Origin of the sequence: Nocardiopsis alborubida, assembly GCF_012396365.1 — a bacterium.
GTDB lineage: Bacteria > Actinomycetota > Actinomycetes > Streptosporangiales > Streptosporangiaceae > Nocardiopsis > Nocardiopsis alborubida.
In genome coordinates this window covers 24,125-42,236 of the sequence record NZ_JAAXPG010000017.1, presented here as the reverse complement: position 1 = coordinate 42,236, position 18,112 = coordinate 24,125, and the positions used below count along the sequence as shown (strand labels likewise).

Genomic DNA, 18,112 nt, shown 5'->3' with positions numbered 1-18,112 from the left:
CGCGCGGCAACGCCCAGGACGGCAGCGACGACCGCCCAGCTCCCGTCCACCCTCCGTCCGGGAAGCTCGCGGACTCCCCCCGCGTGCCGCCTCCGGCCGGGCACGGAAAAGCCCTGGCGGGTGACGTAACACCCCCAGGGCACGGCCAGAAATCAGTGTTTTCCTCACTCCTCGAAGGAGCCCCTGGCATGTCCATTCTGCCGCGTAACCCCGTACCCGAGCGAACGCCCCCCGTTGTCCACAGCCTGTGGAAGCCGCTCCTCTACCCCGGAACCCTGGCCACCGCCTCCCGGGTCCGCGCCGACCTGCGCCGCGACCTGTCCAGCGCGCCCGCCCTGCTCGGGTTGCCCGGTCTGGGCCTGGACCGGAACTTGGTCGACGCGATCGTGCTGTGCGCCAGCGAGATGTTCGCCAACGCCTGCGAGCACACCCGCTCCGGAGAGGACGGCGGCCGGGTCGTTCGCACGCTCACCCGTCCGGACGAGCGCACGCTCCGACTCTCGGTCATCGACGACGGCTACCGCGACACCGACACCCGCCCCCGCATCCCCCGCCAGCGCACCGAGCGGGACTGGCACGAGGCCGAACGCGGCCGGGGCCTGCTGCTCATCCACCACCTCGCCGCGCGCTGGGGCACCCGCCGAGTGGTCGACTTCCCCTTCTGCGAAGGGCTCGGCACGGTGCTGTGGGCGGACTTCGACCTGCCCGCCGGTCCTGCTGCTCCCCCCGCCGCCTCCGCTGCCGCCTCCTGCGCCACGGCTGTCCCGGAGGCCGTCCGATGACCGCGCCGGTTCTCGCAACCGCAGCGCCCGCGCTCTCCCCGGACATGCGACGCGTTCTGGACGCGCCCCGGGGCCAGCGCTTCGGCCGCCCGGGGGCCCGGACAGCGGCCCGTCCGGCGGCACAGCCGCTCACCCGCCCCGCTGCCCGACCGGCGAGCCCTCCGGCAGCCCACCCGTCCCAGCGCCCGGCGACGGCCCCGCCGCCCCCGCTCGTCTCCCTGGGCCGGACCCCGCGCGAGCGCGCACTGCTCGCCCGGATGCCCGACACGCCCCGGCTGCGCCACCGGCTCACCCACGGGGACGTGCCCGCGTGGATGATCGAGGCCGAGTCCCGGAGGTCCCATCCGCGCAGGGCCGCTGCCCCTGACCCGGTTCCCCGGCCCCAGCCCGGACCCGGGCGCAGGCCAGCCCCCGGAGACGACCCCCGCCCCGCCCCCGGCGACGGTCCCAGGCCCGAACTCCTGCCGGTTCCCCGACCCAGGCGCGAGCGCACGCCTCCGCCACCCCTCCCGCGCAGGTCGGACCGTCCCCGCCGTCCGGCGAGCCACCGCAGGCCCCGCCGTCGCGTGGGCTGGACGGTCGCGGGCTACGCCCTGACCACCGCCGCAGGGGCCCTCGCCCACCACCTCACCGGCTTACTGGGCTGACCTTCCGAACGAACCAGCGGACCACTATGGAGGCCGCACCGGCGCGGGGGCCCGGTGCGGCCACGCAGGAAGACCCCGGCATCCCGACACCCCGACAGAAGGCACGCCGCCGAACGAACCCTGTGGGGCAATCCCGCCGCACCGATCATCGTTGAGCGCCTGACCGACGTCGAAGCCGGTCGCTCCGTAACCGTCCCCCCGGAGGATCCGGAGCGGGAACCGGACCTGTGACCCCCTGCGGTCAGCGACAGGCAGCGGTACCGAGACTGGCCCGGCAGCGACACGGAAAACCGCTGGCCCGTGCCGCCGGGGACCGGCTAGGCTCCCGCCCGTGCCCGAATCGGATGACGTGGCCGCCTAGCGGCGGCCGACCCCAGAGTCCTCCCGCCGCATCAGCGACCACGCCGGTGCGGCACCGCGTGCTGCCCGGCTCCGCCTTCCGATGCCACGGAGCCCCTCTTGTCCACACGCGACCGCGGCGGGGTACTGCTCCTCGCCGTCCTGCTCTCCACACTCACCTTCCCGCTGGCCATCACCGGCGCCTCGGTGGCCCTGCCCGCCGTCCAGGCCGAACTCGGCGGTGCGCTGAGCGCCGCCCAGTGGGTCGTCAACTCCTACAACGCCTGCTTCGCCGCCTTCCTCGTGTGCGCGGGGTCGGTCGCCGACGCGGTCGGCCGCCGCCGGGTCTACGCCTTCGGCCTCGCCCTGTTCTGCGCCAGCGGCCTGCTGTGCCTGGTCGTCCGGGACGTCGCCGCCCTGAACCTGCTGCGCGCGGCGGGCGGCGTCGGCGCAGCGGCGGCGGTCGCCGGCGGCAGCTCGATGCTCGCCGCGGCCTTCGAGGGACCCGCGCGGGCCCGGGCCTTCGGCCTGCTGGGCACGGTGCTGGGCGCCGGTACCGCCTTCGGCCCGGCCGTGGCCGGACTGCTCGTCGAGAACCTCGGCTGGCGGGCCGCGTTCGCCTCCCCGGCCGCCGTGGCCGGGCTCGTCCTGTTCCTCGTGCCCCTGCTGCCCGCCGCGCGCGGCACGGGCAGGCCCGTGGACCGGCTCGGCGCGGTCCTGTTCACCTCGGCGCTGCTCGCCTCGATCGCCGTCCTGGTGGAGGGCCCCGCGCGCGGCCTGCCGGCGGTGCTCGGAGGGCTGGCCCTGACCGCGGCCCTGGCGGTCGCCTTCGTGCTCGTCGAACGCCGTGCCCGCGACCCCCTGGTGGACCTGGTCCTGCTGGCCAACCGCCGGTTCGTCGCCCACGCCCTGGCCGCCGCCGCGTTCATGGCGGTGCTCGTGCCCCTGCTCGTGTACCTGCCGTCGTACCTGATCGCCGTGGTCGGGCTGGGCGCCGGTCAGGCGGGGCTGTGGCTGTTGATGCTCACGCTGCCCACGCTGCTGCTGCCTGCCCTGGGCGCGGAACTGGCCGCGCGCCTGCCCCACACCGCGGTCGTGGTCGGTGCCCTGCTGCTGTGCGCCGCCGGGGCCACGGGGATGCTCGCACTGGGCCCGGACGCCACCCCGTGGCGCCTCCTCCTGCCGTTCGTGCTGATCGGGGCCGGAGTGGGACTCACCAACGGCGTCGTGGACGGGATGGCCATGGGGACGGTGCCCGCCGAGCGGACGGGTGTCGCGGCCGGGGTGTTCAACGCGACCCGGATCACCGTGGAGACGGTCGCCCTCGCCGCGGTCGGGGCCCTCCTGGCCGTGCTCACCGTGGGACGCCTGGAGGGCGAGCGGTTCACGGACGCGTTCCACGTCGTGGGCCCGGCCCTGGGCGCACTGGCCGTCCTGGCGGCGGCCGCGGCCTGGTTCCTCGGAAGGAAGGCCGACAATCCGGCGGATTCGCCCCTGAGGTGAGGTCCGACCGGGCATCATGGGTCGCGGGAGGACCCCGATGACGCCGAACCACTGGCCCGCCCGCACCTTCATGGACCGCGTGGAGCCCGACACCGCCGCCCGGCTGCTCGCGTCTGCCCCGACCCGCCGCGTGTCCGAGGGCGAGGTGCTGATCGGGCAGGGCCAGGACCGGGAGCAGGTCCTGCTGCTGTGCCCCGCCGGAGAGGGGGAGGCCGCCTGTGCCAAGGTCACCTCGGTGCTGCGCAACGGCACCGAGGTGATGCTCGGCATCCGGGTGCACGGTGACGTCGTCGGCGAGATGGGCATGTTCCGCTCCAGCGGGGCCAGCGCCACGGTCACCGCGTGCACGCCCATGTCCGTGCGCGTCTACACCCACACGGCCTTCCGGGAGTTCCTGACGCGCCACCCCGATGCCTGGGAGGCGGTGGGAGCGGTCATGGGCGACCGGTTGGCCTCGTCCGACCTGCACCGCGCCGAGTTCGTCGGCTACGAGGTGGACGCCCGCCTGGCCCGGGTCCTGGTGGAGCTGGCGGCCAGGCACGGGGCCGCCGTCCCCGAGGGTGTCGAGCTCGGGGTGCGCCTGTCGCAGACCGACCTGGGCAAGCTCATCGGCGCGCGCACGGACGCCGTCGGCAACGCCGTGCGCCGCTTCCGCCAGGAGGGATTGTTGCTGTCGCGGTACCGACGCGTCGTCGTCGTGGACATGGACACGCTGCGCGCCGTCTACGAGAACGCCTGACCCCCGCCCCGTCCCGCGAACGCCCGCCGCCCGAACTCCTCGGAACGTCCGTTCCGCGAACCCCCGGTATCCGGTCCACCACGGTGGCTTCCACCAAGCGAACGACTGGTTCCGGCTTACCGGGGGAACGCCCGGACCCCCTCCCGCCGTGATAACTCCCGGCGCCGATCCCGCCGCGACAACGCCCCTCTCAGCCCCACGCCCTTTCCGCCAGTCCATTCGCCACGATCACGACGAGCATCAGGGCGAGCCACGGGATGCAGCGCCGGATGTGCCGGTTCTTCTCCAACGCGATTCCGGACAGTATTTCCGCCATCCGCCACACCTCGTCGGAGGTCAGCGGCTGCCGCGGACGCGGCCGGGGAAAACCCGTCACCGCCCTTCCGCCGCTGTGGAAGCGCAGCCTGGGGCGCAGGGCCCGGACCAGGTGGTAGCCCGCGACGAGGAAGGCGAAAGCGCAGACCAGGACGGGCAGGGCCACCGGAAGGGGGCCGGTGTCGCCGGTCCCCCCTCCGTTCACGAGCGCCATGGCGAAACCGACCTGGGCGACGCACAGGAAACCGATCTTCGTGTCGGCCTGGGCGACGTTGTTCTGGAAAAACGCCACCACGGCCAGGGCCGATTCGATACCGTCTGACCTGGGGGACTCCACTGCCTTGTGGGTTTCCACGGCTCCCTCTCCTCGGAAAGTGAATTCCCCCGTATTGCACTCCCCTCTGGCCGGACGGATTCCGGACTGGTCCGTGTTCCGCCGTGTGCGGCTCCTCACGCGGAACCGGGCGGGAATTGTCGACTGGTCAGGGATTCGCGTGCGCGCCCCGGTCCACACTGTCAGCGTTCCGCGATTCCACGCCAGGAAGTAGTGAGGAAATGTCTCAGATTCCCGAGTTCGGGCGGCGCGTCATCGTCACGTGCGACGCCAAGGGGTACGGCAGCTCGGACGAGCTGACCCAGCACCAGTTCCAGGAGGCCATACCCGCGCTCCTGCGCGACGCCGCCGAGCACAGCGGACTCGACCGCGGGGAGTGGCACGTCCAGTCCGGCGGCGACGGCGAGATGGCGGTGCTCCCGGTGACCGTGGGGGAGACCCGCCTGCTCGACCGCTACGTGCCCGAGGTCGAGTACGCCCTGCGCCGCCACAACCACAACCGGACCGAGGCGGGGCGCCTGCGGCTGCGCATGGTCGTCCACCACGGGTCCGCCGTGTCCTCCCCCTCCGGTTACTCCGGCAACGGCATCGTCACCGCCGCACGGGTGGTGGACAGCGACGCCCTGCGCGACGCGCTCCGCGACTCCGGCGCCGACCTCGTCGTGGCGGTGACCGCGCCCGTCTACCAGGACGTGGTCGCCCAGGGGCACACGCGGCTGCGCCCCGGGGACTTCACGCTCACCGCCGTCTCCAACAAGGAGTACGAGGAGCCGGTCTGGGTCCACGTCCCCGGTCGGCATCCGGGCGGCGGCCCCGGGCACGCCGCGGAGGGCGCCTTCCGGGGAGGCCCCGGGAACACGGCTCCCCCGGCCGCCGTGCCGACCGCCGCCGCATCCTCCGCCACCACGCTCCCCGCCGCCGCTCCCTCCGCTCCCTCCGCGCGGTCCGCTGTACGGGACGCCGCGCCGGACGCGGTCCCGGACTCCTCAGGGTCCGGTCCGGAGCGGCGAGACTCCCCTGCGATCACCAACGTCCTGCACGGCGGTGTCGAGGCCTCCCACGCCGTCTTCGGCGTGAGCTACCAGGGGCGCTCGTGAACCGCCGCTCCGACGACGCCCGGGAAGCCGCCGCGGACCCGTACACGGGATCCCGGGGCGGCCCCGGAGCCGACCGGGGAGCGGGGGCGGACCGCTCGCCGAAGCGGAGTGCGTCGGACGCCCCCTTCGCCCCTCCCCACGACGACCCGCGTCCACCGGACTCCTCCGGCGCCCCCCTCCCGGGCGGCCACCCCTCAGGGGAGCCCGAGGACGCTCCCGCCCCCCGGACCGACCCGTGGGAGGGGAGCCGGGTCACCAACGTGTTCTACGGGATGGTCAACGCCCGCAACGGCGTCTTCGGCACCGCGGACGCCACCGGTGCCGCCGAGGCGCCGGACGGGGCCGGTCCCTCGGTCACCGGCCCCCTCCGGGAGCGCGAGGTCAGGGCCGCCGTGGAGACCTTCGCGGTTCCCGAGCGCTTCGACGACGCCCTCAAGCTCCTGGACGACCAGCGGGTCCTCGTCCTCACCGGCGGACCCGGGACCGGCAAGCGGACCGGGGCGGTCTGCCTGCTGTCGCGGACCGGCACCGAGCAGATCACCGTGCTGTCCCCGAGCCAGGCCCTGGACGCGCTGGCCGGACGCGAACTCGTCCCCGGGCGCGGTTACATCGTCCTGGACTGGTTCGGGGTGGACCGCGGGGTCTCCCCGGCCGAGCACGAGTACCTGTGGTCGGTCCTGCTCCGGCACGTCCAGGACTCGGAGGCGCACCTCGTCCTGACCTGCGACCGCAGCACCCCCGTCGGGGCGACCGCGCCCGCCCTGCCCTGGCCGCGCCCCCGCACCGCCGACGTGCTCCGCGGGCACCTGCGGGGGGAGTGCGAGCGCCTCGGAACGGAGTTCGACGACGGACGCGCCGAGGCGGTGGAGGCGGCGGCCGAACGGCTCCCCGACGACCGCCCGATCACCGACCTGGTCGAGGTCGCCAGGGGGATGGCGGCGGGGGAGCCGCCCCGGGAGGCCGTCGACCGCGTCCTGCGCTCCTCCTCCCGCACCCGCGTCCGCACGTGGTTCGACGCCGACCCGGACCGCAGGGACATCGCCGACGCCGCCGCACTGGCCCTCCTCCACGGCATCCACGAGCGCGACTACGAGCTGCTCGCCAAACGTCTGCACGAGCGCGTGACCAGGGCGTTTCCACCCCCACCCCGGGACGGGGCCGCGCCCGGCGACGGAACCGACCGCGACAGGCTGCCCGCCCTCCGGCGCAGCCGCGGCGAGGGCGGCCACGACCTGATCCGAGTGGAACACCGCGACGACGGCTGGATGGTCCGCCGCTTCCCCGCCTTCGCCGAGGCCGGGGACCGGACCGAGGTCCTGCGCCAGCTCTGGGAGCGCTACGACGCCGACTTCTGGAACGCGGTGGAGGCGTGGACCCACACGGTCGTCCACCACCAGACGCGGAGGGTGCACCTGGCCCACGGCCTGGCCGCGCTGGCCGGGATCGCCTTCGAGGAGGTCCACGACCTCTACCTGGACCGGTGGTCGCGCGGCGGGGGGAGCCGCAGGGACGCCTGCGTCTTCGTCCTCTGGGCCATGTGCATGGAGGGCCACGCTCCGGCGGCGCTGCGCACCGTGGACCGCTGGCTGGCCCGCGGCACCCCGGCGCAGGTCGAGACCGCGCTGCACGCGTGGAGCGGCGAACTGGGCGTGAAGTACCCGACCGAGGCCGTCAACAGGTTGCGGGAGCGGCTCCTGGACCCCCGGGGGACGCACCGCTACCAGGCGGCCCTTTCCGTCGGCGTCCTCTTCGGCAGCCTCGTCGACCGGGGAGGCAGCGGCAGGGCACTGCTCCGCGGCCTCGGCGACGACCTCGCGGACCTGCGCCCGGTCGGCTCCCAGCGGACCGACCGCGTCCTCGTGCTCACCGCGGTCTGTTCCGCGCTCACGGTGGCCACCAGCGAACCGCTTCCGCAGGGGGCCGCCCACGGTGCGGACGACCCGGGTGAGGACGACGGCGGCCGCGGGCCGGAGCGCGACGGAGGCGGCGGCCGGGGCGGTGACGGCGGGAGCGGTGACGGCCGGGCCGGTGACGGGGCCCGGCCCGAGGGCCACCGGGACGACACCCGCGACGGCGCCGCCGAGTCCCGGGGTCGGGGGGCCGGGCGGGGCTGGGACGCCCCGCCCGGCGGCGATCCCGCGATCGCCCGCCACGTCGTGCTCGTCCCCGGGCAGATCCCCCTCGTCGCCGGGCTGTGGGCGGAGGCGGTCCGCTACCGGCCCGTGCGCCGCCTGGCCATCGAGTCGCTGTGGCGCGCCCTGCTGGCCCTCCAGCGCAACGGCGCCGACGCGCAGAGCCACGCCAGGAGCCTGCTCGGCTCCCTGGCGGGGGCCCTGCGGCCCGACGAACGCGACGGCTTCCGGTCCGGCTTCGCCACCTCGGCACGCCACCGCGAGGACCCCTTCACCGACGCCGTCCTCGACCTCCTGGCGGAGGTGTTCGAGGACGGTTCCGCCACCGGACCGGACGACGTTCCCGGATCCGACCACACCGAGAAAGCGACACCGGTATGACGTCCCATCCCTCCTCCTACCCGGTCGCCGAGGAGCGCCCCCTGGGCGCCCCGGGCCGCCAGGGCTTCCTGGGCCTGCGCGGACGCCGGCGCGACCCCTCCGAGCTGCCCCAGGCCTCCGCCCACCAGGTCCTCGTCTACCGCAGCGGCGGCGACTTCCACGTGGACCGGGGCGGTCTCGCCCCCGACGACGGACGCGTGGTCGACGCCGACCACGTGAGCCTGGTCGACGTCAGCCACGACGTGTCGGTCGTCGTCGACCTGTCGATCCCGTCCCTGGAGGACGACGACTTCGAGGTGCGCACGACGTTCTCGTGCACGGTCCTGGACCCCGCCACGGTGGTCAGCGAGGGCCGGGGCGACGCGCACCGCTTCCTGAGCGGCTACATGAGGCGCTACGACAAGCTGCCGCAGGTCGCCCAGCACCTGAGGCTGGAGGACATCAACGAGGTCCGCGAACTGGTGTGGAGCCACGTCAAGGCGTTCATCGACCTGTCCCCGCCCGAGGTGCGGGGGATGCGCGTCGAGTACGTCGGCACCGAGGTGCTCACCCCGCACAGCCTCCGGCAGGTCCGGGGGACCTGGCGCACCACCCGCCACGAGCAGGAGGTGGAGGTGGCGCGCACCGAACACGACCACCTGGTGAAGGAGAAGGTCACGGAGCACACGCACAAGATCATGGCCGGTCTCAGCGAGGCCGTCCAGAACGACACCATCAACGCGGTCATGCTGGCGCTGGCCGAGGGCCGGATCGACCCGACCGAGGTCGCCCACCGCATCACCGCCGAGCGCGAGCGCGTGCTCGCGCACCAGGCGCGGAGGGAGGACGCCGAACGCGAGGAGCGGCTGCGGCAGCAGGAGCGCACGCGCGAGGACCAACTGCGCCGTGAGGCCTGGGCCAGGGAGGACGAGCACCAGATGATGCAGATCCGTTCCCAGCTCGCCCAGACCGCGATCAGGGAGAACTACGTGGACGGCTCCATGACCACCGCCCAGGTCGTGGACTTCGTCGCCCCCGAGATCTTCCCGTCGGGCGCCGCGTCGATCGGCGGCGGGCGCACGCGGGTGGAGACGGAGGGCGGGGACGGCCCCTCCGCCGGGGCGCGGGACGGACAGGGGGCGGGGGAGGAGCCAGAGCCCGGGACCTCCGGGGACGCCGCCGCGGACAGGCCCCGGGGACGGCGCGCCTCCACGCGGGGACTGAGCGAGGACGACCATGACGTCTAGTACCCTTCCCCGCCAGCCCGAGCGGGATTGGACGCCGGTCCAGGACGCGGCCGACCGCCGCGAACCCGCGGACCCCGGCAGCCTCCGGGCACGCGCGGGCCGTCTGCTGCGCCGCCTGACCGGGGTGGACGAGGAACTGCTCTCCCTGATCCCGGAGGAGCGCCCCCGCTACACCCTCCAGGGGCTGGTGGTCGTGGCGACCTCCTCCATGGCCGGGATCGCGGTGTTCGTGGCCCTCCAGCGCTTCACCCCCACCCCGTGGCCGCTGCTGGTTCCGGCCGCGCTGTTCTGGGCGGGGCTCATCCTGGTCTTCGACTGCTGGATGCTCTCGACCATGCACGGCGTGCGCAAGACGGGCCGCCTCGGCGGCCTGGTGGGCCGGGTCCTGCTGGCGCTGCTGGTCAGCGTGGTCATCGCCGAGCCGCTGCTGCTCTACGTCTTCCGCCCGTCCGTCGAACAGCAGGTCAAGGTCGAGCGGGCACAGGAGTCGGACGCGTTCCGCTCGGCCCTGGAACGCTGCAACCCCGAGTCGGGGGTGCGCAGCACCGACCCCGAGTGCACGGAGGAGTACCTGCTGACCGTCGGCGGCAGCACGCTCACCGCGGACCAGACGGCGCTGGCCTCGACCACCGCCGAACGGGACCGGGTTCGCGAGCACGTGGCCACCCTCCAGGAGCGGTTGGAGGAGAAGCAGGAGCTGGCCCGGCTGGAGTGCAACGGCACATCCGGAGAGGGCCTGACCGGACGCGCGGGCGCGGGTGTCAACTGCCAGCGGCTGCGCGGGGAGGCCGACGCCTTCGCCGAGGACAGCCGCCTCTCCGAGCACCAGGAGAACCTGCTGGACCTGGACGAGGAGGTGGAGGCGCTCACGTCGGCCACGGGAGCCTCCACAGCCGACTTCTCCGCCGTGCGCGCCGCGCTGATCGACGAGAAGGTCGCCCAGCGGACCGCCGAGGAGGGGGAGCACGGCGTCATCGAGGAGATGGAGGCGCTGGGCGCGCTGGCCAAGGACAGCTTCTACGTGATGGCCGCCGTGTTCCTGCTGCGGGCGCTGCTGGCCGCCGTGGACCTGTTCCCAGTCCTGACCAAGCTGTTCGGCGGCACCAGCAAGTACGACGAGCTGTACACGGCGCAGGTGGACCTGCACCGGGAGAGCCACGAGCAGAAGGTACGGGTGGGACGCAAGAAACTCCAGGTGTGGACCGATCGGGAGATCGGCGAGCTGGAGGTGCGCCAGCAGGCCGACCGCAACGAGAACGAGCAGCGGATGCGGGCCGACAAGGTCCAGCAGAGCGCCCACTTCGAGGACGAGATCGACCGCCAGGCCGCGCAGTACCGCCAGGGCCGCCGGGCGGGCGCCGACCGGGGCTGACCGACAGCGCCGGGAGAGACGCGGGGAGGCGCGCCGGGACGGCGGCGCGCCTCCCCGTACCGGTGCCAGGGAGACCCCGTTCCAGGTCCGCTACCCGGCGAGGTCCTCCTCGTCGGGGCGCGCCGAGTCGGGGCTGAGCGGGTCGTGTCCCACCGACATCAGCCGGTGCCGCCACCGCGCGTCCTCGCGGTGCGGGTCCGCCAGCTGGCCGCGGACGTACTCGGTCACCTCGCGCATCAGTTCGACGTCGGACTCGGTCACGTCCCCGCGGCGCTTGTTGAGCAGGTTCACGACCGCCTCACCCCTCCGGGACACCGTGTGCCCCGGCTCGGTCCGGAAGGCGTCCTCGCCGGAGGCGTTCGTGAGCAGCCACTCGCGCAGCTGCTCCCCGGTCATGTTCACCACCGCGTGGAACTCCTCCCACGCCTCGTCGACGACGGGATCGTGCTCAACCATGCTCTTCCCCCTTGGTCTCGGCTTCGTCGCTGATCAGGGCCGCCGGTGCGCTCCCCGTGCGACCGCGTAGCCCGCGGCCCCCACCGCGAACCCCGCGGCGCCCAGCAGGGCCACGGTGTTCCGCCGCTGGTTCAGTTCCTGGAGCAGGCTCGACTCGCGCGACTCGTCGTCGAACTCGCCGTGGGCGCCGAAGTCGTGCTCGTCGTCCAGGGGGCGGAACAGGTTGTCGCGCGCGGGCGGGTGGGCGTCGCGGACCTGGCTCCTGCGCCCGGTGAGCCCCAGCTGCCAGTCGAGCACCCTCGGCGCGAACCGCTGGCCCAGGACGGTGGCCACCGTCGAGATCCCCACCCAGTACCGGCGCCGACGCGGGTGCTCGGCGCCCCAGACGATCGCCCGGGCCGCGACCTCGGGTTGGTACACGGGGGCCACGGGGCGCGGGCGTCGGCCGTCCAGGTGCGCGCGCGTCCAGGTGAACTGCGGTGTGTTCACCGCGGGCAGGTGCACCTCCGTCACCCGGATGCCCGATCCGCGGTGGACCAGCTCGGCCCGCACGGAGTCGGTGAACCCGCGTATCGCGTGCTTGGCCCCGCAGTACGCCGCCTGGAGGGGGATGCCGCGGTAGGCCAGGGCGGACCCGACCTGCACGATCACGCCCCGGTCCCGGGGCAGCATGCGCTCCAGCGCGGCCCGGGTGCCGTACACGTAGCCGTGGTAGCAGACGTCGGTGACCCGGCGGTACTCCTCCGGTTCCACCTCCATGAACGGCGAGATGACCGTGGCGAGCACGCAGTTCACCCACACGTCCACCGGTCCCAGCTCCGACTCGACCTGGGCCAGGGCCCCGCGCACCGCCTCGGCGTCGCTCACGTCCACCCGCAGCGGCAGCGCGGTCACACCCTCGGCACGGGCCTCCTCGGCGGCGGCCTCCAGCCCCGTCTGTCCCCGCGCGAGCAGCGCGACGGTGTACCCCCGCCTGGCGAACTCCCGCGCGGTCGCCCTGCCGACACCCGCGCTGGCCCCGCTGACCACCGCGATCCGACCGTTCGGTCTCCCGGTCACCTCGGCCACCCCCACACGGGTCGACACGGCCGCTTCCGGCCCTTCGCCCCCTCCGCTACCCGGGAGCGCCGCCCGATATGTACATGCCGCGGCAAGCTTCTGAGCTGTCGTTTCACCGGCGGTGCCCCGGGGCAGTCGCACATGAGGGGTTCCCGGGAACACGACACGACTCGGAGGTGCGGATGGGGCAGGGCACCACGGGCATCGGCGACCACGGCTTCCTCTCGGACTGCCACACCGCCGCGCTCACCACACCGGACGGCACCGTCGACTGGTTGTGCGTTCCCCGGTTCGACGGCCCCGCCCTCGTCTCGGGGATCCTGGACCCCCGCGGCGGCGGGTGGACCCTGGAGGTCGAGGGGGCGGGCCCGGCCGGACGCGCCTACGTCGACGACACGCTCGTCCTGGAGACGCTCTGGCGGGGCACGGACACGGAGGTGGCCGTCCGCGACCTGCTCGCGGTGCGAAGGTCGGAGGAGGGCGGGACGGGCCTGTACCGGGAGGGCTTCCTCCTGCGGGTCGTCGAGTGCCGCTCGGGGAGCACGTCCGTGCGCTCTCGGTTCGACGCCAGGCCCGACTTCGCGCGTGCCGAGCCCGTGTGGGAACGGGTGGACGGCGGGCTGCGGGAGGCCTCGGGGCCGCTGCTGTCGGGTTCGCCCGCCCCCGCGCCCGCGCGGGACGGCGTGCCGGAGTACCGCGTGGAGCTGGCCGAGGGGGACACCGCCGTGTTCGCCCTGGACTATCTGGAGGGCGGACGCCGCGTCGGCCTGGGAGAGGGCCGTGCGCTGCTCCGGGAGACCCTGGAGGCCTGGCGGGAGTGGTCCGGGCGCACCGGCTACGACGGGGTCGGCGCCACGCACGTGCGCCGCAGCGCGCTCACCCTGCGCGGCCTGCTCCACGAGGAGAGCGGAGCCCTGATCGCCGCGCCCACCACGTCCCTGCCCGAGTGGCCGGGGGGTCCGCGCAACTGGGACTACCGCTACGTCTGGCACCGCGACGCCGCGCTCGTCGTCCTGGCCTTCCTGCGGCTCGGGCACGCGGAGGAGGCCGGGCACTACCTGCGCTTCCTGCTGCGGATGTGCGGCCAGCCGATCGACTGGGTCCCCCCGGTGCAGGCGGTCGACGAGCAGCCCCCGCCCGGGGAGGAGAGCCTGGACCACCTCGCCGGGCACGCCGGGTCGAGGCCGGTCCGCGTCGGCAACGACGCCTACTCACAGCACCAGCTGGACGTGTACGGGCACGTGCTCGACGCCGCGCTGTCCTATGAGGAGGCCACCGGCGGACTCGGGCGCGGGGACGTCGAACAGCTCTCCTCGATGGTCGACGCGGCGTGCCGGATCTGGCGCGAGCCGGACGACGGCATGTGGGAGGTGCGTTCGCGTCCACGGCACTGGACGAGCTCCAAGGTCTACGCCTGGGTGTGCCTGGACCGCGGGATCCAGCTGGCCACCGAGTCGGGCAAGGCGGGCGGGGACGTCCCCCTGGACGAGTGGCGCAAGGAGCTGGCCGCCATCCGCGAGGAGGTCCTCGACCGGGGCTACGACGCCGCGGCCGGGACCTTCACGCAGTCCTACTGCTCGTCCCACGTGGACGGGTCGCTGCTGCGGATACCGCTCCTGGGCTTCTTGGACGGGACCGACCCGCGCGTGCTCGCGACCCTGGAGCGGGTGGACGCGGAACTGGGCGGGGAGGGCGCTCTCGTCCACAGGTACGACCCCGAGACGACCGACGACGGACTGGGCACCCCTGAGGGCGCCTTCCTCCTCTGCTCCTTCGACATGGTCTCCGCCCTGGTGCTGGCCGGGCGGACCGAGGAGGCGCGGCGGAGGTTCGAGGAACTGTGCGGGAGCTCGGGAGAGCTCGGCCTGCACGCGGAGGAGATGGCCGCCGACGGCACCATGCTGGGCAACTTCCCCCAGGCCTTCACCCACCTCGCGCTGATCGAGGCGGCGGTCAACCTCGACCAGGCGGGGGACGGGGAGGCGCTGCACGCGTGGGTCCGCGACAGGTCTGGCGGCGCGACACGACGAAGGAGGACCGGAGCAGATGGCTGACCACAACACCACCGGGGACATCAAGGAGACGATCCAGGAGGAGGCGGAGGCCTACCGGGGCGACAGCGACCAGCCCCTCTTCGGGTACACGGCCGTGGCCTCGGGCTACCTGGCCCTGGTGGGAGTCGGGCTGCTCGCCGCGCGCCGGTTCCGGGGCAGGCGCAGGGTCGAGGGCGTGGGGCCGTGGGACCTGGCGCTGATGGGGCTGACCACGCACAAGCTGTCGCGGATGCTGGCCAAGGACGCGGTCACCAGCCCGCTCCGGGCGTTCTTCACCCGCTTCCAGGGGGTCTCGGCCCCGGCCGAGCTGGCCGAGGAGGTGCGCGGCCAGGGCGCACGCCGGGCGGTCGGCGAGCTGATCACCTGCCCGTTCTGCACCGCGCAGTGGATCGCCACGGCCTACGCCTTCGGCCTGGTGTTCGCGCCCGGTGTGACCCGGGGGACCGGGGCGGTGTTCAGCGCCGTGGCCGTGTCCGACTGGCTCCAGTTGGCGTACGTGCGTCTCCAGAAGGCCCAGGAGTAGCGTCGGAAGGCCCAGGAGCAGTGCCGTGTGGCGCCGGGCAGCGCTGACACGTCCTGGCGCCGGCGCCGCTGCGCCCCGGCGGCGGGTGAGCGGGTTGGCGCCGGTGCCGCTCGGGCGTAGCGCCGTTACGGTTCCGAGCGCCGACCCGGACCGACCGGAGCCCGGGGACGCGGCGGAGAAGCGGGGCGGGCGACCGACCGGTCGCCCGCCCCGCCCCCGCTTCTCCGCTGTCAGCGCCGGTGTCGTTTTCTCCGTCTCCCGTGTTCCCCGCAGTCACCATGTTTCCCGTGATCATCGTGCTTCCCGTGATCACCATGGCCTTCATGGCCACCGTTATCCCCGTGTTTCCCGTGCTGCTCGTGGTCTCCGTGACCGCAGTGGCTTGCGTGTCCCCTGTACTCCCCGCGGCCCCGGCGGCCTCCGTGCCCCCCGCGCCTCCGGTGCTTCCTACGGTCCCCAGGGCCCCCGTGGCCTCCGCAGCAGCACCCCTCCTCCGCGTCGTTCCCGGAGCCTCCGGTCCCGGCCACCACGGTCTCGGGCGGCTCCCCGACCATGAGCCCGAAGACCACGTGGTCGAACAGGAACGCCCACCGCTCCCGGGGCCGGTGCCTGCGTGCGTGGGCGAGGCCGAGCGCGGGGGCGACGGCCAGCTCGTACGCACTCCAGACCGCGACCCCGAACACCGGACCGGCCAGCCGCCACCGCCTCACCCGGCGCGGCAGCAGCGCGAACACGGTGCCCGACGCCGCCCCGTACCCCCAGTGCGCCAGTTCGATCGCGGCCTTCCTCCGCTCGGGGGGAACACTCTCCAGCAGGGCGGGCACGCCCTCTGCCAGGACGGCCTCGGGCGGTGTGCGCTGCGTGACCCCCATGCCGACCTCGACCTGCCGCATACCGCTCATGGCCATCGCACCCGCGACACCCCGTACGGCACCCCTCAACCACGGGTGCTTCGGAGGCGAATCCGACTTCCTGCCCATCTCATGGCTCCCTTCGCGCGCACGCCCTTGCGTGTACCTCCCTGACCGCCCCACGGCGTCTCCACACGCCTCTGCCGGGGAGTGGGTTGAAGGCGGAGGCCCTGGGTAGTTGTGGCGACCACATGACCGGATCCGAGGAGGCCGTTCGGGGGTACGCATGGAGGCCCGCAGGGGCACGGACGGGGTCGGACGCTCGTCGATGGCCTGGTGGCGCGTGCCCGGACAGGGGCCGCCGGTGGTCTGCGTGCACGGCGCGGGGATCTCCTCCCGCCAGACGCTGCCCGTGGTCATGGCCCTGGAGGGCAGGACGCCCGCCTGGGCCGTCGACCTGCCGGGGTTCGGCGCGAGCACCGCGCCCGACCACACGCCCACGGTCACCGGACTCGCGGACGCCCTCCTGGGGTGGCTCCGGGGCCGCGGGATCGAGCGGCCCTGTCTGCTCGGGCTCTCCCTGGGAACGCAGGTGGTCGCCGAGGCGGCGGTGCGCGCGCCCGAGGAGGTGGGATCGCTCGTGCTGGCCGGGCCCACGACGGACCCCCGGGCGCGCTCGCTGCCCACGCTGGCCGCGCGCCTGCTGCGCGACGGCGTGCGCGAGGACCTCTCCGTGCTGTCCTCCGTCGTCGCCGACTACTGGGACGCGGGGCTGCGCAGGGACGTCCGCAGCCTCCTGGCCAGCCGCGACCACCGGATCGAGCTGGTCCTGCCGAGGGTGACGCAGCCAGCCCTGGTCCTGCGCGGGGGCGGGGACCCCCTCTGTCCCGAGCCCTGGGCGCGGGAAGCCGCCCGGTTACTGCCCCGTGGACGGCTCGTGACCCTGCCCGGGCAGCCCCACGCGCTCACCGCCGCCGCCCCCGACCAGGTCGCCGACCTGGTCGAGGAGTTCGTGCGGGAGGCGGTACGGGACCGAGGAGGGCGATGAGGGCCGGGATACGGACGGGGCCGCAGGGACCTGCGGCCTTAGCGGGGCAGGGAGAGGAAGCAGCGAAGTGGTAGCCGCACGGCTGAGGAGGGTCGCGTCCAACGCCCGCGAACTGCTGCGCCGGGTCGTCGAGCGGCGGGGCTACGAGCGCGAGACCGCGGTCATCATCGCCAAGTGCGTCATCGCCTCCACCGGCGCCTGGCTCCTGGGCACGCTCCTGGGAGGCTCGTCCCAGATCGGCTTCGCCCCCTTCTCCGCCCTCCTGGTGGTGCGGCCCAGCGTGTACGGGTCGGTGCTCCAGTCCCTGCGCTACGTTCCCGCGGTCTTCCTCGGCGCCCTGATCGCGGGCCTGACCGGTCTCACCGTCGGGCTCAACGTGTGGTTCTTCGCCCTGGCCGTGCTCGTCGCGATGGTGGCGGGACAGTTCACGGTCTTCGGCGACCAGGGCAAACAGATACCCGTGGTGGCGTCGTTCGCGCTCGCGGGAGGCACGGCGGGCAGCCTCACGGACATGGGAACGCTGCTGCTCATGGTGCTGGTGGGAGCGGGGTCCGCCGTCGTGACGAACACGGTCTTCGCACCCGCCATCCGTTTCCGCGACGCCGAGAGCGCCGTGCTCGACTTCGCGGACGGCCTGCGCGACCTCTGCCGGGAGATGGCCGAGGCGCTCCGCGAGGGCGGTGAGGGACTCGGTGACGCCGAGTACTGGGGGCGGGTCGCGAAGGGGTTCGACAACACCGAGCGCAACGCCAGGGAGGTGGTCTCCCAACAGGAGTACCGGGCGCGTCTGAACCCGCGGCGGATCCTGGAGGGCCCTGTCCCGAAGAGGGCGCCGAAGTCCTACTACGGCTGGATCCTCGCCCTGGGCCGGTCCTCACGCCACATCCAGTCCCTCATCCGCACCCTGCGGGCCGCCAACGGCGGCCGGACACGCTTCCCCGAGCCGGGTGACGCCTTCCTCCGCGAGTTCGCGCCCCTCCTGAACGCGGCCGCCGACGCCTTCGACGCCGTCCACGAGGCCGGGGAACCCGAGCGCGACACGGTCTCCCCCGATCTGGACTCCTGCCTGGAAGGAGGGCTCCGGCTGATCGACCGGACACGGGAGCGCATGAGGCAGGACTGGGACTCCGAACGCTGGCCCGTGCACAGCGCGATGCTCACCGACCTGGAGCGGTTGTTCGAGGAGTTGCAGGAGGGGCACGAGAACAGCGAGGAGGGGGCGCCCGGCGGCGCTGCGGGGTAACCGCGGTGCCA

The 18,112-nt window shown here is 74.0% G+C and carries 16 protein-coding genes; 12 read left to right on the top strand and 4 right to left on the bottom strand.

What is annotated here, in order from left to right; genetic code table 11:
• Positions 1-188: 188 nt before the first annotated feature.
• The 4 genes from HGB44_RS18470 to HGB44_RS18455 all read left to right on the top strand — a co-directional run bounded on the left by HGB44_RS18470 (position 189) and on the right by HGB44_RS18455 (position 4,010).
• Entirely contained in the window at positions 189-782 is a 594-nt protein-coding gene (locus HGB44_RS18470) for an ATP-binding protein (protein WP_061082000.1), read from the top strand.
• 44 nt (positions 783-826) lie between these two features.
• On the top strand, positions 827-1,429 hold the full coding sequence (locus HGB44_RS18465) for a hypothetical protein (protein ID WP_168444057.1): 603 nt from the start codon (positions 827-829) through the stop codon (positions 1,427-1,429).
• Between the two features lie 459 nt (positions 1,430-1,888).
• The gene (locus tag HGB44_RS18460) at positions 1,889-3,271 is read left to right on the top strand and encodes an MFS transporter (RefSeq protein WP_061081999.1); all 1,383 of its coding nucleotides are present in this window, start codon (positions 1,889-1,891) and stop codon (positions 3,269-3,271) included.
• A 37-nt stretch (positions 3,272-3,308) separates the two neighbouring features.
• On the top strand, positions 3,309-4,010 hold the full coding sequence (locus tag HGB44_RS18455; protein ID WP_061081998.1) for a Crp/Fnr family transcriptional regulator: 702 nt from the start codon (positions 3,309-3,311) through the stop codon (positions 4,008-4,010).
• Positions 4,011-4,200: 190 nt separating this feature from the next.
• Here the strand turns inward: HGB44_RS18455 and HGB44_RS18450 are convergent, their stop codons facing one another.
• Complete coding sequence (locus tag HGB44_RS18450; RefSeq protein WP_061081997.1) at positions 4,201-4,680, bottom strand: hypothetical protein; 480 nt, start codon at positions 4,678-4,680, stop codon at positions 4,201-4,203.
• Positions 4,681-4,880: 200 nt separating this feature from the next.
• Between HGB44_RS18450 and HGB44_RS18445 the strand changes: the two genes are divergently transcribed.
• Genes HGB44_RS18445 through HGB44_RS18430 form a run of 4 tightly spaced genes read left to right on the top strand, consistent with a single transcriptional unit; the run spans position 4,881 to position 10,867 of the window.
• Positions 4,881-5,756 carry a hypothetical protein gene (locus tag HGB44_RS18445; protein ID WP_061081996.1) on the top strand — a complete coding sequence of 292 codons (876 nt, stop codon included), beginning with the start codon at positions 4,881-4,883 and terminating at the stop codon, positions 5,754-5,756.
• Positions 5,753-8,269, top strand: a complete 2,517-nt coding sequence (locus HGB44_RS18440) for a hypothetical protein (RefSeq protein WP_061081995.1) — start codon at positions 5,753-5,755, stop codon at positions 8,267-8,269. Before HGB44_RS18445 ends, HGB44_RS18440 begins: the two co-directional genes overlap by 4 nt.
• Positions 8,266-9,495, top strand: coding sequence for a hypothetical protein (locus tag HGB44_RS18435; RefSeq protein ID WP_061081994.1), 1,230 nt, complete (start codon positions 8,266-8,268; stop codon positions 9,493-9,495). The genes HGB44_RS18440 and HGB44_RS18435 overlap by 4 nt, the downstream gene beginning before the upstream one ends.
• Positions 9,485-10,867, top strand: a complete 1,383-nt coding sequence (locus HGB44_RS18430; protein WP_061081993.1) for a DUF4407 domain-containing protein — start codon at positions 9,485-9,487, stop codon at positions 10,865-10,867. The genes HGB44_RS18435 and HGB44_RS18430 overlap by 11 nt, the downstream gene beginning before the upstream one ends.
• Positions 10,868-10,957: 90 nt before the next feature.
• Here the strand turns inward: HGB44_RS18430 and HGB44_RS18425 are convergent, their stop codons facing one another.
• Both HGB44_RS18425 and HGB44_RS18420 read right to left on the bottom strand, forming a co-directional pair.
• Positions 10,958-11,323, bottom strand: coding sequence for a DUF3140 domain-containing protein (locus tag HGB44_RS18425; RefSeq protein WP_061081992.1), 366 nt, complete (start codon positions 11,321-11,323; stop codon positions 10,958-10,960).
• 33 nt (positions 11,324-11,356) lie between these two features.
• Positions 11,357-12,409 (bottom strand): SDR family oxidoreductase, encoded by a 1,053-nt coding sequence (locus HGB44_RS18420; protein WP_061081991.1) that lies wholly within the window; start codon positions 12,407-12,409, stop codon positions 11,357-11,359.
• A gap of 155 nt (positions 12,410-12,564) precedes the next feature.
• Here HGB44_RS18420 and HGB44_RS18415 point away from each other — a divergent pair, with 155 nt between their 5' ends.
• Positions 12,565-14,436 (top strand): glycoside hydrolase family 15 protein, encoded by a 1,872-nt coding sequence (locus HGB44_RS18415; protein WP_061081990.1) that lies wholly within the window; start codon positions 12,565-12,567, stop codon positions 14,434-14,436.
• Positions 14,429-14,959 (top strand): DUF1360 domain-containing protein, encoded by a 531-nt coding sequence (locus HGB44_RS18410; RefSeq protein ID WP_061081989.1) that lies wholly within the window; start codon positions 14,429-14,431, stop codon positions 14,957-14,959. Before HGB44_RS18415 ends, HGB44_RS18410 begins: the two co-directional genes overlap by 8 nt.
• 230 nt (positions 14,960-15,189) lie before the next feature.
• Here HGB44_RS18410 and HGB44_RS32720 read toward each other — a convergent pair whose 3' ends face one another.
• Positions 15,190-15,861 carry a hypothetical protein gene (locus tag HGB44_RS32720; protein WP_325096992.1) on the bottom strand — a complete coding sequence of 224 codons (672 nt, stop codon included), beginning with the start codon at positions 15,859-15,861 and terminating at the stop codon, positions 15,190-15,192.
• Between the two features lie 235 nt (positions 15,862-16,096).
• Between HGB44_RS32720 and HGB44_RS18400 the strand changes: the two genes are divergently transcribed.
• The gene (locus HGB44_RS18400) at positions 16,097-16,858 is read left to right on the top strand and encodes an alpha/beta fold hydrolase (protein WP_061083759.1); all 762 of its coding nucleotides are present in this window, start codon (positions 16,097-16,099) and stop codon (positions 16,856-16,858) included.
• A 67-nt stretch (positions 16,859-16,925) separates the two neighbouring features.
• Complete coding sequence (locus HGB44_RS18395; RefSeq protein WP_061083760.1) at positions 16,926-18,101, top strand: FUSC family protein; 1,176 nt, start codon at positions 16,926-16,928, stop codon at positions 18,099-18,101.
• Positions 18,102-18,112 lie beyond the last annotated feature (11 nt).